The sequence below is a fragment of the Streptomyces sp. NPDC040405 genome, from assembly GCF_055595765.1.
Genome location: NZ_JBVIVI010000007.1, coordinates 327,200 through 340,970, shown reverse-complemented (window position 1 = coordinate 340,970; position 13,771 = coordinate 327,200). Strand labels below are relative to the sequence as shown.

Genomic DNA, 13,771 nt, shown 5'->3' with positions numbered 1-13,771 from the left:
GGCCCCCTACCGAAGGCAGGGCCGATGGACGCACAGTTCTGGGACGACATGTACCGCGGCGCCGACCAGCTCATGAGCGGCAACCCCAACGGCGTGCTCGTCACCGAAGTCACCGACCTGGCGCCGGGGCGGGCGCTCGACGTCGGTTGCGGTGAGGGTGCCGACGCCCTCTGGCTGGCCCGGCGCGGCTGGCAGGTCACCGGGACCGACATCTCCCGGACCGCGCTGGACCGCGCCGCCGCCGCGGCCGCGGACCTCTCCGGCCGGGTGGCGTGGACCCGGACCGACCTGGCCGTCACGCCGCCCCCGGCCGCCGCGTTCGACCTGGTGTCCGCCCAGTACTTCCCCCTCCTGCGCCAGCCGGAGCACACCGCGCTGCGCGGCCTGCTCGACGCCGTCGCCCCCGGCGGCACCCTGCTCTTCGTGGGCCACGACCTCGCCGACGTGCCCGCCCGCATGGAGAACGGCATCGTCCCCGGCGACTACTACCAGCCAGCTGAGATCGCCGGGCTTCTCGGCCACGACTGGACGGTCCTGGCCGACGAAACCCGGCCGCGCACCGCGCCCGCCCCGCCCGGCACCCACCACACCCACGACACCGTCCTGCGCGCCCGGCGCCTGCGGTAAGCCGTCCGCCGAAACCGCCGCCGCGGAGCGCTAGTCTCCCCGTCCATGACCGAGCCGAGCGACCTGCTGACCACCCGGACCTTCTACGACGCCGTCGCCGCCGACTACGCGGAGATGTTCAAGTCCCCGCTGGACGACAAGCCGCTGGACCGCGCCATGCTCGGCGCGTTCGCCGACCTGGTGCGGCAGGGCGAGGCCGCCGGGCCGGTCGCCGATCTCGGCTGTGGTCCGGGGCGGGTGACGGCGTATCTGCACACCCTCGGGCTGGACGTCTTCGGCGTCGACCTGTCCCCGGGGATGCTGGCGGTGGCCCGGCGGGAGTATCCGGAGCTGCGGTTCGACGAGGGGCCGATGGCCGGGCTGGACCTGCCGGACGGCGCCCTCGGCGGGATCGTCGCCTACTACTCCCTCATCCACACCCCCGCCGAGCGGCTGCCCGCGGTGCTGGCCGAGTTCCACCGGCTGCTGGCTCCGGGCGGCCATTTGCTCGTCGCCTTCCAGGTCGGCGACGAACTGCTGCGCGTGGTCGAGCCGTTCGGCCATCCCGTGTCGCTCGACGTCCGCAGGCTGTCGCCCGACGAGATCGCCGGGCTGCTCGACGGGGCCGGGTTCGCCGTACGGGCCCGGCAGGTGCGCGAGCCGGAGGGCCGAGAGAAGGTGCCTCAGGCCTTTCTCCTGGCCCGTAAGCCGGGGGCACGGCCGGAGGAGACGGCGTAGCCCGCCCGGCGGCGGCTCAGAGCACGTCGTCCAGTTCCTGCAGCAGCCGTCGCTTGGGGCGGGCTCCGACCATGGAGCGCACCGGTTCGCCCGCCCGGAACAGCATCAGCGTCGGCATCGACAGCACGCCGTACGCCACCGTCGTCTCCGGGTTCGTGTCCACGTCCAGCCGGACCACCCTCAGCCGGTGTCCCTCCTCCCGGGCGATCTCCGCCAGCACCGGCTCGATCATGTGGCACGGCGCGCACCAGGAGGCGGTGAAGTCCACGAGGACCGGCAGCCCGGCTGTCAGCACCTCCTCGGCGAAGGTGGCGTCCGTGACCGTGGCCACTTCCCTGGCCTGAGTCCGTGTCATCTCATTCATCCCCTTTGTTCCCTTGGATTCGTTTCGTCGCTCGCGGGCGGGTCGTACGGGGTCAGCGCGCAGCGCGGCTCCGGCGCTCCGCCGGGTGCCGTCGCCGCTGCCTCCAGCGCCGCCCGGGCCCGCTCCGCATGGGCGAGCTGCGCCCCGACCTGCCGCCGTACGTCGCTCAGCCGCGCGATGCAGTCGTCCAGTTCGGCCAGCTTGCGCCGGTAGACCTCCAGCGACGCGGGGCAGGCGTCACCGGCCGGATGGCCGGAGCGCAGGCACTCCACGAACGGCCGGGTCTCCTCCAGGCCGAAGCCGAAGTCCTGGAGGGTGCGGATCTGGCCGACCAGCCGGAGGTCGTCCTCGTCGTACGCCCGGTACCCGTTGCCGGAGCGCCGCGCGGGCAGCAGTCCGATCGACTCGTAATAGCGCAGGGTGCGGGTGGTGGTTCCCGCCCGTTCGGCCAGCTCTCCGATCCGCATGCACTCGACCGTAGACCTTGCCGCCGACGTCAAGGCCAGACCTTTTCCGTCGCCCCTGACGGTGCGGAATCCGGCCCGTAGGGTGCGGGCATGACCGCATCCGAGGATTTCGCGGAGCTGCTGCCCGCCACCCGCCGCGCCTTGCTCCACCGGATCGCCGTCGGCCAGTCCGAGGGCCGGTCGCCCTCGCTGGTGGGGGCCGTGGTGCGGGAGGGGCGGCTGGTGTGGACGGGGGCGCGGGGCCGTACGGACGGGCAGGCGCCCGACGCCGACACCCAGTACCGGATCGGTTCGCTGACCAAGACGTTCACCGCGGTGCTGGTGATGCGGCTCCGCGACGAGGGGCTGCTGGACCTCGGGGATCCGCTGGCCAAGCATCTTCAGGTGCCCGAGGCCGAGGGCGCCACGATCGCCCAGCTCCTCGCCCACACCTCGGGGCTGGCCGCCGAGGCGCGCGGTCCGTGGTGGGAGCGCACACCGGGGGCGCTGCGCCCCGACACGGCGGATCTCTTCGGCGAGCGCCCCCTCGTGCACCCCGCCGGACGCCGCCACCACTACTCCAACACCGGCTTCGCGCTGCTCGGCGCGCTCGTCGAGCGGCTGCGCGGCGCGCCCTGGGGTGACGTCCTCGTCCGCGAGGTGCTGGAGCCGCTGGGGATGGCGCGTACGTCCGTCGAGCCGCGCGCCCCGCACGCCGAGGGCTGGGCCGTCCACCCCTGGGCCGATGTGCTGCTGCCGGAACCCGCCGAGGACACCGGGCGGATGGCGCCCGCCGGACAGCTGTGGTCGACCGCCGCCGACCTGGCCCGCTTCGCTGCCTTCCTGCTGGACGGGGACGAGCGGGTGCTCGGCGCCGCGACGCTCGCCGAGATGCGCGCCCCCGCCGCTCCGCCCGAGGGGGACTGGGACGGCGGCTATGGCCTCGGGGTGCAGCTCGCGCGCCGCGAGGGCCGGTTCCTGTACGGCCATGTCGGGTCCATGCCCGGCTTCCTGGCCACCCTGTGGGTGAGCGAGGACGACCGGCTGGCCGGGATCGCGCTGGCCAACGTCACGACGGGGCCCTCGGTCGCCTCCGTCGCCGCCGACCTCGTACGGATCACCGCGGAGCACGAGCCGCGGATCCCCGAGCCCTGGCGGCCGCTGCCCGAGGCCGATCCGGCGCTGCTGGCGCTGACCGGGCCCTGGTACTGGGGTCCCACGCCCTTCCTGCTGCGGCTGCGCGCCGACCGCGGCCTGGAGCTGTCGCCGGTCGGCGGAACGGGCCGCGGCTCGCGCTTCCGGGCCGAGCCGGACGGCACCTGGACCGGCCTCGACGGCTACTACGCGGGGGAGACGCTGCGCGTGGTCGCGGGGCGCGAGGACGGCGCGCCCGGCCATCTCGACCTCGGCACCTTCGTGCTGACGCGGGAGCCGTACGCCCCCGAGGACGCGGTGCCCGGGGGTGTCGACCCGGACGGGTGGCGTCCGCTGTAGCCGGTGCGGCGCTCCGGCACGTGGTCAGTCCAGCGGCAGCTTGAAGCCGATGTGGCTGGCCTCGAAGCCGAGCCGCTCGTAGAAGCGGTGTGCCTCGAGGCGGGTCGTGTCCGAGGTGAGCTGCACCAGGACACAGCCCTGGCGGCGTGACTCGTCGACCGCCCACGCGATCAGCTCGGTGCCGAGGCCGTTGCCGCGTTCGTCGGAGTGGATCCGTACGGCCTCGATGATCGAGCGCGTGGCGCCGCGCCGGGAGAGCCCGGGCACCACGGTGAGCTGGAGGGTGCCGACCGTACGCCCGCCCCGGACCGCGACGACCAGGTGCTGGTTGGGGTCCCGGTCCAGCCGCTCGAACGCGGCCCGGTACGGAGCCGGGTCGTCCGGTGACTCCCGCCGGGCGCCCAGGGGGTCGTCGGCGAGCATGGCGACGATCTCGGGTATGTCATCGGCGGTCGCGCGCCGGATCTCGAAGTCGGTCACGCACGCGAGCCTACGCGGCCGCCCACAGCCCCTTCACGGCCGCGACGGGCGGCGCCGGTTCGGGCCGCCGGGCGCCGCAGCCGCCGCCCCCGCGCGGTCATGCCCCACGGCTTGACCACCGAGATCGCGGTGAGGAAGGCGTAGATGCCCAGGCTGACCGACGGCGCCAGGATCAGATCGGTGGCGGCGCCGACCGCCCGGCCCGCCGTGACGTCGGCCATGGCCGAGTCGATCCGGGCGCGCAGCGCGAGGGCGGTGGCGGCGGTGGTCGCCAGCGTCAGCCACCACTTCACGTACACCCAGCGGTACCGGGCCAGCCCCCAGGGCGTGCCGAGGGACAGCACCACTCCGCTGATCAGGGAGAGCAGGCTGACCGGGATGAGCAGCCAGTCCCCGAGGACGTTCATCGACCGGTACGCCCCGTCGGCGGCCACGGCGGACCCGGCCGTGGCCCCGGTGATACCCAGGGCCAGCACGCCGAGCGTCAGCCCGAGCCAGCCGACGGAGACGACCACATGCACGACGAGGAGGGCCCGGCGCACGGGCCGTTTCAGCTGTTGCATGCGCGTAACCGTCCCGCCCCCGGGCCGTCCGCCGCGTCTGACGGCGGGAGTATCCGCGGCTACTCCCGGGATCGGGGAGTGACCGGATGGCTCTACGCTCGGTGTCCATGACCAGACTGCATCTGTTCGATCTGGACGGGACGCTGATCCATGGTTCGGCCGCGGCCATCGAGATATCGCGGCAGCTCGGCGTGGAGCGGGAGATCGATGAGCTGGAGCGGAGTTTCGCGGCGGGCGGGCTGTCGACGGCGCGGTTCGCGGAGCTGGCCTGTGCGCTGTGGGGGGAGCTGACGCAGGCGCAGGTGGCGGCGGCGTTCGAGGGGGCGCCGTGGCTGACGGGGATTCGGGAGGTGTGGGCGGACATCCGGGCGCGCGGGGAGCGGTGTGCCGTGATCTCGCTCTCGCCCGGGTTCTTCGTGGAGCGGCTGCTGGAGTGGGGCGCGGACGCGGCCCATGGGTCGGCCTGGCCGTCGGTGCCGTTCCGGGAGCGGCTTGATCCCGCGGGCATCCTGACCCCGTCCGCTAAGGTGCGGATCGCCGATGAACTCTGCGGGAAGTTCGGGTTGACCAGGGCGGACTGCGTCGCTTACGGAGATTCGATGTCGGATGCCGAGCTGTTCGCGGTGGTGCCGTTCTCGGTCGCGGTGAACGCGGATCACCATGTGAGCGAAATCGCATCCAGTCGATATCGCGGCAACGATCTCCGAGAGGCCTACGAATTGGCGGGTAACTGCACGTAACTACGGGTAATTACGTACGTTGCCAGGTGTAACGGATGCGGCATCCATAGGGCTTGTGAATTCATCCGGGCCCGGTAGGGTCGGGGCAGTTCCGTCCCACGAAGCTGTGACGGGGCCACAACCGGGCAACCCGCTCCAACCAGCATATCGGGAACACAGCCCCTGTTACCCGGACTTCGGGTGAAGTTCTCGGGGTGCGGAAGGAGCGTGGCATGCTGCCCGGAACGGAGTACGGAGCGGGCCGACAGGACCAATCTCACGTGAACCAGTCGACCAGAGCGGGGAATTGCGGGCACATTCCGCCAGCGGAAGTGCGAAGACCGACAGAAAGATGTTCGAGGCGAGGCAACCATGGACGCTCCGACCACCACATCGTCGGCCGGTAACGACGGCGGGGGAAACAGTGGCGACTGGGGTTGGTTCACCCCGAGCAGGAAACAGCCCGATGACCAGCCCGGTTCCCCCGAAACGGACGGCGCGGCCAACCGCCCGGTGAGCCCGATACGCCGGGCCGGTACGGAGGCGGAGCGCCGCCCGGCGCCCCCCGCACCGGCCCCCGCGTCTCCCATGCCCCCCGCCTTCCCCGTCGCCCCGGCGTCCGCCGTGCCGCCCGCGTCCGCCGTGCCGCCCGCCTCCGCGGTGCCGCCCGGGTCCGGGCGCGAGGAGCATCAGCGGCCCGACGAGGCACCGGCCCCGCAGGGCGCGCGCCCGGCCGCCGAATCCGTCTTCACGGCCCCCGAGACCGCCTCGCCCGACGCGATCCTGCTGCGCCGCACCATGGCCGAGATCGAGCCGGTGAGCGACAAGGTCACCTCGTACTTCTACGCGCTGCTCTTCGTCCAGCACCCCGAGCTGCGGCCGCTCTTCCCGGCCGCCATGGACGCCCAGCGCGACCGGCTGTTCAAGGCGATCCTCACCGCCGCCCGGCTCATCGACGACCCGGACATCCTCACCGACTTCCTCTCCCGGCTCGGCCGCGGGCACCGCAAGTACGGCACCCAGCCCGAGCACTATCCGGCCGTCGGCGAGTGCCTGCTCGCCGCGCTCACCCGGTACGCGATCAGCACGTGGAGCGAGGAGGCCGAGGCGGCGTGGGTCCGGGCCTACACCGCGATCTCCCAGATCATGATCGACGCGGCGGCCGAGGACGAGCTGCGCGCCCCCGCCTGGTGGCAGGCAGAGGTCGTCGGGCACGAGTCGCGCACGGCCGACATCGCCGTCGTCACGGTCCGCCCGGACCAGCCGTATCCCTTTCTCGCGGGCCAGTACACCTCGCTGGAGACGCCCTGGTGGCCGCGGGTATGGCGGCACTACTCGTTCGCCTCCGCGCCCCGCGCGGACGGGCTGCTGTCCTTCCACGTGAAGGCGGTACCGGCCGGGTGGGTCTCCTCCGCGCTGGTGCACCGCGCCCGTCCCGGCGACGTGATCCGGCTCGGACCGCCCGCCGGTTCGATGACGGTGGACCACTCGACCGACAACGGGCTGCTGTGCCTGGGCGGCGGCACCGGCATCGCGCCGATCAAGGCGCTCGTCGAGGACGTGGCCGAGCACGGCCGCCAGCGGGCGGTCGAGGTCTTCTACGGTGCCCGCAGCGACCACGACCTCTATGACATCGACACCATGCTGCGGCTCGCCCAGCGGCACCCCTGGCTCTCGGTCCGTCCGGTGGTCTCCGACGGTCCGACCAGCGGACTCAGCGGCAGGCTTCCCGACGCCGTGCGGCAGTACGGCCCGTGGAACGCGTTCGACGCGTACCTCTCCGGCCCGCCCGGGATGATCCGCAGCGGGGTGGACGCGCTGGTGGGCGTCGGCGTGCCGTCGCATCGGATACGGCACGACTCCATCGAAGAGCTGATGGCTGCGGCGGAGTAGGCGCCGGAGCACGGCAGACATACGGCGAACGCAGAACGGGGACGAGGGACCGTGGACGATGTCGGGCACGAGCGGGCGGCCGCGTCGGCACCCGGCCACCGTGCGGAGCGCTTGGAGCCCCCGGAACCCCCGGAACGGGCGGACCGTCCGGGGAGCGACGGTGAGCACCTCCTCCAGCAGCGCCTGGGCACGGCCGACCGCGCCGACCGCTTTTACGACGAGCAGGTGCTGGACCACCTCAACGTCCGGATGCGGGAGTTCGTCGCGCGCCAGGAGATGTTCTTCCTGGCCACCGCCGACGGGCACGGGGAGTGCGACAGCACCTTCCGGGCCGGGCCGCCCGGCTTCCTGAGAGTGCTCGACGTACGCACCCTCGCCTACCCCGAATACCGGGGGAACGGCGTGCTGGCCAGCCTCGGCAACATCGAGGAGAACCCGCACGTCGGCATCCTCATGGTCGACTTCTTCCGCGACCGGATCGGGCTGCACGTCAATGGCCGGGCCCGGGTGGTCGAGGACGAGCGGATGCGCGCCCGCCACCCCGGTCTGCCGGTCGACCCGGTGCCCGGCCGCCGTGCGGCCGTCTGGGTCGAGGTGACCGTCGAGGAGGCGTACATCCACTGCGCCAAGCACATCCCCCATCTGCAGAAGGTGCCCGAACGGCGGCGCGCCCGCGCCGCGGACAGGGCGGCCACCGACCGGCCCCGGGACCCGGAGCAGGGCCGGGCCTGGGGGACGGACGACGTCAAGCGCAAGGGCGGCGACTTCTTCGGTGCCGCCGCCGAGGCGCGCGAGCGGCGCCGTACGCCCCCCGCCGAGCCCCCTCTCACGCCGACCGTCCCGGTCCCGGCGCAGGCTCCGGCACCCGAGCCCGCGGCATCGGCCGCGCGTCCCGGTGAGTGGCTGGAAGAGGCCGAGCGGGTGCTCGCCGACGCACGCCGACGGGCGGCGCGGAAGGGACCGCAGCCGTTCAGCGGCTGGTTCCGCTGAGCGACCGAGGCCGGCCGGTGTCGGCTGCGGTCAGCCGAGGTCGCCCGCGAGCAGGGCGAGCACGCCCTCGACGTTCGCGTCGAGATAGGCGCGCAGCGACGGCGGGACCATCCCGACGGAGGCGATGCCCTCGCGGGTGAACGGGATCCGTACCACCTCGTACTCCCCGCAGGGCTCCTCCACCTCCGGGCCGTGCCGTCGGCTGAGGTCCATCGAGGCGAGTCTGCAGACGAAGAAGTGCTGCACCTTGACGCCGTCCGGGGCGCCCCCTTCCGGGTGCGGAACGGTGTCCACGAAGGCGGGCACCACATCCGTCACCTTCGCGCCCAGCTCCTCGTCCACCTCGCGGTGCAGGGCCTCCACGACGCTGGAGTCCTCGGGCTCCACACCGCCGCCGGGGGTGATCCAGTACGGCTCCTGACCGGGCTTGGTCCGCTTGATCAGGATCATCCGCGGGTCGGTGTCGCCGTCGAGCAGGATGGCGCGGGCGGTGCGCTTGACCACGGGTCGTTCGGTCATGGAGGACATCTGCCGCAGCAGTCCCCGGCTGAAACCCCATACTCACCAGTCGACAGGGGCTCACCAGTCCACGGCGGCGCGCAGCAGCCACTCATGCGCCCGGGCGACGTGCGGTACCGCGAGCCCACCGGTCCGCACCACCAGGAAGTAGGTGCGCAGCGGCGGCACCGGCGGGTTGAGCAGCGCCACCACCTCCCCGGCGTCGAGGGCGTCCATGCACAGATAGCGCGGCAGTACGCCGAGCCCCGCGCCCTCCGCGACGCACGCCAGCACCGCCCGCAGATCGGGGGCGATGACCGTGCCGGAGGTGACCGGGCGGGTGTCGAATACGGCCGACCAGTAGCGGCTGACCAGCGGCAGGGTCTCGTGCACCTCGACCACGGGCAGCGCCTCCAGCGCGCTCGCGCCCTTGACCTGGAGCACCGCGGAGCCGCCGAGCCGGGCCGCCCAGCGCGGGGACGCGATCAGCACGTGCTCCTCGTCGCACAGCGGGGTCGCGGCCACCGCCCGGCCGCGCGGCCGGGCGGTGGTGATGGCCAGGTCGTGGTGGCCGGCCCCGAGCCCCTTGAACAGCTCCTCGGAGCTGCCGAACGCGCACCGCAGCGCGAGCCCCTGGGTGACGAGCGTGGTGAGCGCGGGCAGGGCGCGCAGCGTGGTGAACTCCGGGGGACCGGCGATGTGCAGGGTGCGCAGGGGGGAGTGGTCGTCCAGCCCGGCCTCGGTGATCTCCACGAGCGCGTCGAGGTGCGGCGCGGTCTTATGGGCCAGCTCCTCCCCGACGGTGGTGGGGATGACCCCGCGCGCCGTACGGAGGAACAGCGGCCGTCCCAGCTGCCGCTCCAGGGTGCGTATCTGGCCGGTGACGGCGGGCTGGGAGAGCCCGAGCAGCGCCGCGGCACGGGTGAACGACCCGGCGCGGTGCACCGTGACAAACGTGCGTAAGAGGGCCAGATCCATGCGGTTCCCCTCGCGTCGACGCACCCCCGCCGCATGCCAACTATAAATATGCCGATAGGTCCATGTCGCTACTGTGATTGGACACTGACGCTGAGTCAACTAGCCTTGTTCAAGCGGTTCTCCACGAGAAGAACCGGGGCGTCTCAAGCCACGAGGGGGGAGGCTTGAGACGCCCGTCAGGCGTACCCGCACGCACCCGCGCGCCCCTCGCGCGCAAGTCGTACGGCGAGTTTCGGCCGCCTTCGGTCGCCTCGCGCACCGTCAGTCGTGCGCGGCGTCGAGGGCGCGCAGTACGTCCGCGATCAGATCGTCCGGGTCCTCGGCGCCCACCGAGAAGCGGATGAAGCCCTCGGCCACCGCGTCCCCGCCCCACCGGCCGCGCCGCTCGGCGGTGGAGCGCACGCCGCCGAAGCTGGTGGCATCGTCGGCCAGCCGCAGCGCGGCGAGGAACCGCTCCGCGTGCTCCTTGCCGGGCAGGGCGAAGGAGACCACGCAGCCGAAGCGCCCGCCGCGCATCTGCCCGGCCGCGACCGGGTGCGCCGGGTCGTCCGGCAGCCCGGGGTGGCGCAGCCCGGTGACCTCCGGCCGGTCGCGCAGCGCCCCGGCCAGCGCGAGGGCGGTCCGGGCCTGCCGGTCGACGCGCAGCGGGAGGGTGGCCAGGGAGCGGTGGGCGAGCCAGGCCTCCATGGGGCCGGGGATCGCGCCGACGGTTTTGCGCCAGCCGCGCACGGCGGCGGCCAGCCGCGGGTCGCGGCAGGTGACGTAACCGAGCAGGACGTCGCCGTGGCCGGTGAGCGCCTTGGTGCCGCTGGCCACGGAGAAGTCCGCGCCCAGCTCCAGGGGGCGCTGGCCGATCGGGGTGGCGAGGGTGTTGTCGACGGCGACCAGCGCGCCGCGCGCGTGCGCGGCCTCGGCGAGCCCGCGGATGTCGCACACGTCGAGGCCGGGGTTGGACGGGGTCTCCAGCCACAGCAGCCCGGTGGCGTCGTCCAGCGCCGTCAGCTGGGCGTCGTCGGCGGTCGGGGCGGTGCGCACCTGAACGCCGAAGCTCCGCAGCCGCTCGCCGAGCGCCGGGAGCAGCTGGTAGCCGTCGGACGGCAGGACGGCGGTGTCGCCCTGCCGCAGCTGGGACAGCAGGACGGCCGCGATGGCGCCCATGCCGGACGCGAAGACGACGGTCTCGGCATCGGCGTCCGGGGACTCCAGCTCGCTGATCGCCGCCTCCAGCCGGGACCAGGTGGGGTTGGCGTCGCGGCCGTAGGTGAAGGGCCCGGCGGCGTCGCCGGGGAGGTGGTAGTGCGCGGCGAAGACGGGGCCGGGCAGCGCCGGTTCGTAACGCTCCGCCTCGGGCAGTCCGGCGCGTACGGCCCGGGTGCCGTCGCCGGTCATGCGCGCTCCTCGCCGGACGCGGCGGCCGGACCTGTTTCGGCGGCCGGACCTGTTTCGGCGGTCGTACTCGCTGCGGCGGTGTCGAGGGCCTCGGCGACCGCGTCCAGCAGTCCGCCGCTCGCCGCCTCGATCATCTCCAGCACCTGTTCGAAGTCGTCCGTACCGCCGAAGTACGGGTCCGGTACGTCGAGCCCGCCCGCGGCGTCCCGGTCGGCGTCCGGGTCGTAGTCGCGCATCAGCCGCACCTTCGCGGCGTCCCGCGGGGTCGGCGCCAGGGCGCGCAGCTCCCGCAGATGGCCGCTGTCCAGCGCGATCACCAGATCGAGGTCGGCGAACCACGCGGGCTGGAACTGGCGCGCGATGTGATCCTGCTCATAGCCGTGGTCGGCGAGCACGGCGATCGCGCGACGGTCGGCCCCGTCGCCCTCGTGCCAGGGGCCGGTGCCCGCGCTGTCCCAGGCGACGAGGCCGTCGAATCCGGCCTCCGCGGCCTGGGCGCGGACGATGGATTCGGCCATCGGCGACCGGCATATGTTGCCGGTGCAGACGAAGCAGACACGAAAGGGCGACGGGACTCTCATACCTGTCATCATCCCCGGCCGCGGTCAGTCCTTGTCATCGGGAAGGATGACGTGCAGCGCCCAGGCGACTATGGAAACGATCAGGCCACCGAGGACGGCCGTGCCGAAGCCGTCGACATGGAAGGCGAGATCGAATTTCCCGGCCAGCCAGGACGTGAGCAGCAGCATCAGGGCGTTGATCACCAGGGTGATCAGCCCGAGGGTGAGGATGAACAGCGGAAATGCCAGCAGTTTGACGATCGGCTTCACCACTACGTTCACCACGCCGAAGAGCAGTGCGACGAGAATGAGGGTGATTGTCTGACGTCCGGTGTTCTCACCGGTCAGCGTGATGTCCTTGAGCAGCCAGATGGCGACGCCGAGGGCGCCGGCGTTGGCGAGCGTCTTGACGAGCAAATTCTTCATGGTTGAGATCGTCGCAGACAGGCCCGGAGACGGGCAGGGGCATGGCAGGCAGGGGTGGAGAAGCGAATGAAGGCGTTCCGGCTGGACGAGCTGGAGGCGGAGCGGGCCGCGAACGAGGGCGCGTATCTGCAGTTCCTGCGCGAGCGGAACATGTCGGTCGGGCTGTACGCGCTGAACGCGGGCCAGGCCGATCCGCAGGCGCCGCACGGCCAGGACGAGGTGTACCTGGTGATGAGCGGCCGGGCGTCGATCACGGTGGGCATGGAGACGACCCAGGTGGCGCGCGGCAGTGTGGTGTACGTACCGGCGGGCGTGGCGCACAAGTTCCACCACATCACCGAGGACCTGCGCGTCATGGTGGTGTTCTCTCCCCCCGAAAGCTGACGGGAACGCTCCGGATCCCCTACGGGTACGGTCAGGGACGGACGGGGGATGGAAGCCCTCCGTCCGGTTCCTGCCCGCCCTAGCATCGAGGGCAGGGGGACCGGTGCCGGAGACCGGCCCGCCAGCCAGGAGAAGCAAGGAGCACAACGTGGCCGCGAAGGGCATATTCCAGGGCTTGCCGTGGTGGGTGATGTGGATCGCGGTGCCGGTTCTCGTCCTCGCCGTCTTCGGCGGGCTGATCACGAGCGTGATCGGTTTCGTCATCGGGCTGCTCTTCAAGGTGCTGCTGCTGGTGGCGCTGGTCGGCGGTCTGATCTACGTCGTACGGAAGTTCACCTCCTCCTCGTCACGCAACGACTGGTGACCCGGCGGCCGGTGACCGGCTGCCGTTGACCCCGGTTGTTGACCCCGGTCAGTGACCCCGCGGCCCGCGCGGCGGGTACGCCGCGCGAGGGATACCGCGGGGCCAAACATCGGCCCCACGGCACCACTGTGGTTAGAGTGCGAGTCCGCGACGTTCCCCATCTCGGCGTCTGCCTCGCAACAACACCCCGGGGGTGCCTGTTGACGACAGCGAACATCGACACGGCCGTTGAACCGGCCCTGATCGCCCGCGCACCGGGCCGGCGTCGCCCGGCCCCGTGGGTTCCACCACGGCAACACTGGCCATTTCCGTTCCCTCACATGAGGCAAAGCGACTCCGCCCCGCAGTCGAGTCGCTACGCTCCAGAGTCGGCCAAGTCTGAACTACCCGGGGCGGCGAACGATGCGTGACATGCGTGACACAGTCCAGGCGGAAGTGACGATGACCTTTCTGGTCTCGCAGGAACTGTCCTTCCGGATCCCGGTCGAGCTGTCGTACGACAGCGGCGATCCCTACGCGGTCGAGATCACCTTCCACTTGCCCGGCGACGCGCCGGTCAGCTGGGCCTTCGCCCGTGAACTGCTGCTGGACGGGCTCAGTAAACCCTCCGGCGAGGGCGACGTGCGGATCGCACCGGCCTCGCCCGAAGGGCTCTCGGACGTGTTCATCCGGCTTCAGGTGGGGTCCGAGAGGGCCCTGTTCCGGGCCGGGGCGGCGCCGCTGGTGGCCTTCCTGGACCGTACGGACCGGCTCGTCCCGTTCGGTGAGGAGCCCGCGGCCTGTGATCCGGTCGGCGATCTCGACGCCGAACTGGACCGCATCCTGGCCGAGGACCGGTACGCGTAGCGCCGGTACGGGCCCGTACGCGTACGTACGAGC

Annotated in this window: 18 protein-coding genes; 9 read left to right on the top strand and 9 right to left on the bottom strand. The window is 72.4% G+C overall.

The features are described from left to right. The first annotated feature begins 24 nt into the window (after positions 1-24). Both ACZ59A_RS28370 and ACZ59A_RS28365 read left to right on the top strand, forming a co-directional pair. A complete protein-coding gene (locus ACZ59A_RS28370; RefSeq protein ID WP_470963999.1) occupies positions 25-627 on the top strand; it encodes a class I SAM-dependent methyltransferase in 603 nt (200 codons plus the stop codon). Positions 628-672: 45 nt separating this feature from the next. Next, positions 673-1,344: a class I SAM-dependent DNA methyltransferase gene (locus ACZ59A_RS28365; protein ID WP_470963997.1), complete on the top strand. Its 672-nt coding sequence runs from the start codon at positions 673-675 to the stop codon at positions 1,342-1,344. 16 nt (positions 1,345-1,360) lie between these two features. Here ACZ59A_RS28365 and trxA read toward each other — a convergent pair whose 3' ends face one another. Both trxA and ACZ59A_RS28355 read right to left on the bottom strand, forming a co-directional pair. Beyond that, entirely contained in the window at positions 1,361-1,699 is a 339-nt protein-coding gene (gene trxA / locus ACZ59A_RS28360; RefSeq protein ID WP_470963995.1) for a thioredoxin, read from the bottom strand. A gap of 5 nt (positions 1,700-1,704) precedes the next feature. Continuing rightward, positions 1,705-2,175 carry a MerR family transcriptional regulator gene (locus ACZ59A_RS28355; protein ID WP_470963993.1) on the bottom strand — a complete coding sequence of 157 codons (471 nt, stop codon included), beginning with the start codon at positions 2,173-2,175 and terminating at the stop codon, positions 1,705-1,707. 90 nt (positions 2,176-2,265) lie between these two features. On the opposite strand from ACZ59A_RS28355, the gene ACZ59A_RS28350 reads away from it, so the two are divergent. Next, the gene (locus tag ACZ59A_RS28350) at positions 2,266-3,648 is read left to right on the top strand and encodes a serine hydrolase domain-containing protein (RefSeq protein ID WP_470963991.1); all 1,383 of its coding nucleotides are present in this window, start codon (positions 2,266-2,268) and stop codon (positions 3,646-3,648) included. 24 nt (positions 3,649-3,672) lie between these two features. Here the strand turns inward: ACZ59A_RS28350 and ACZ59A_RS28345 are convergent, their stop codons facing one another. Together ACZ59A_RS28345 and ACZ59A_RS28340 are read right to left on the bottom strand one after the other, a co-directional pair. Continuing rightward, positions 3,673-4,128, bottom strand: coding sequence for a GNAT family N-acetyltransferase (locus tag ACZ59A_RS28345; protein WP_470963988.1), 456 nt, complete (start codon positions 4,126-4,128; stop codon positions 3,673-3,675). Continuing rightward, on the bottom strand, positions 4,125-4,691 hold the full coding sequence (locus ACZ59A_RS28340) for a DUF2269 domain-containing protein (protein ID WP_470963985.1): 567 nt from the start codon (positions 4,689-4,691) through the stop codon (positions 4,125-4,127). The genes ACZ59A_RS28345 and ACZ59A_RS28340 overlap by 4 nt, the downstream gene beginning before the upstream one ends. A 107-nt stretch (positions 4,692-4,798) precedes the next feature. Between ACZ59A_RS28340 and ACZ59A_RS28335 the strand changes: the two genes are divergently transcribed. The 3 genes from ACZ59A_RS28335 (at position 4,799) to ACZ59A_RS28325 (ending at position 8,293) form a co-directional block, all read left to right on the top strand. Next, positions 4,799-5,431 carry an HAD family hydrolase gene (locus tag ACZ59A_RS28335; RefSeq protein WP_470963982.1) on the top strand — a complete coding sequence of 211 codons (633 nt, stop codon included), beginning with the start codon at positions 4,799-4,801 and terminating at the stop codon, positions 5,429-5,431. Between the two features lie 351 nt (positions 5,432-5,782). After that, positions 5,783-7,303, top strand: coding sequence for a globin domain-containing protein (locus ACZ59A_RS28330; protein ID WP_470963979.1), 1,521 nt, complete (start codon positions 5,783-5,785; stop codon positions 7,301-7,303). Positions 7,304-7,486: 183 nt separating this feature from the next. Further along, complete coding sequence (locus tag ACZ59A_RS28325; protein ID WP_470964443.1) at positions 7,487-8,293, top strand: pyridoxamine 5'-phosphate oxidase family protein; 807 nt, start codon at positions 7,487-7,489, stop codon at positions 8,291-8,293. Positions 8,294-8,323: 30 nt separating this feature from the next. Here ACZ59A_RS28325 and ACZ59A_RS28320 read toward each other — a convergent pair whose 3' ends face one another. From ACZ59A_RS28320 to ACZ59A_RS28300, 5 genes are all read right to left on the bottom strand, one after another. After that, positions 8,324-8,812, bottom strand: a complete 489-nt coding sequence (locus ACZ59A_RS28320; RefSeq protein WP_470963976.1) for an NUDIX domain-containing protein — start codon at positions 8,810-8,812, stop codon at positions 8,324-8,326. Positions 8,813-8,872: 60 nt separating this feature from the next. Next, positions 8,873-9,769 (bottom strand): LysR family transcriptional regulator, encoded by an 897-nt coding sequence (locus ACZ59A_RS28315; RefSeq protein WP_470963973.1) that lies wholly within the window; start codon positions 9,767-9,769, stop codon positions 8,873-8,875. 261 nt (positions 9,770-10,030) lie between these two features. Next, entirely contained in the window at positions 10,031-11,158 is a 1,128-nt protein-coding gene (locus ACZ59A_RS28310; RefSeq protein ID WP_470963970.1) for a cystathionine gamma-lyase, read from the bottom strand. Next, positions 11,155-11,739, bottom strand: a complete 585-nt coding sequence (locus ACZ59A_RS28305; protein WP_470963967.1) for a low molecular weight protein-tyrosine-phosphatase — start codon at positions 11,737-11,739, stop codon at positions 11,155-11,157. The genes ACZ59A_RS28310 and ACZ59A_RS28305 overlap by 4 nt, the downstream gene beginning before the upstream one ends. 24 nt (positions 11,740-11,763) lie before the next feature. Further along, the gene (locus tag ACZ59A_RS28300) at positions 11,764-12,144 is read right to left on the bottom strand and encodes a phage holin family protein (RefSeq protein ID WP_468043157.1); all 381 of its coding nucleotides are present in this window, start codon (positions 12,142-12,144) and stop codon (positions 11,764-11,766) included. A gap of 66 nt (positions 12,145-12,210) precedes the next feature. On the opposite strand from ACZ59A_RS28300, the gene ACZ59A_RS28295 reads away from it, so the two are divergent. From ACZ59A_RS28295 to ACZ59A_RS28285, 3 genes are all read left to right on the top strand, one after another. After that, a complete protein-coding gene (locus ACZ59A_RS28295) occupies positions 12,211-12,528 on the top strand; it encodes a cupin domain-containing protein (protein ID WP_179935451.1) in 318 nt (105 codons plus the stop codon). A 148-nt stretch (positions 12,529-12,676) separates the two neighbouring features. After that, a complete protein-coding gene (locus tag ACZ59A_RS28290; RefSeq protein ID WP_468043160.1) occupies positions 12,677-12,892 on the top strand; it encodes a DUF5326 family protein in 216 nt (71 codons plus the stop codon). Between the two features lie 411 nt (positions 12,893-13,303). Beyond that, positions 13,304-13,738: an SsgA family sporulation/cell division regulator gene (locus ACZ59A_RS28285; RefSeq protein WP_179935449.1), complete on the top strand. Its 435-nt coding sequence runs from the start codon at positions 13,304-13,306 to the stop codon at positions 13,736-13,738. The last annotated feature ends 33 nt before the right edge of the window (positions 13,739-13,771 follow it).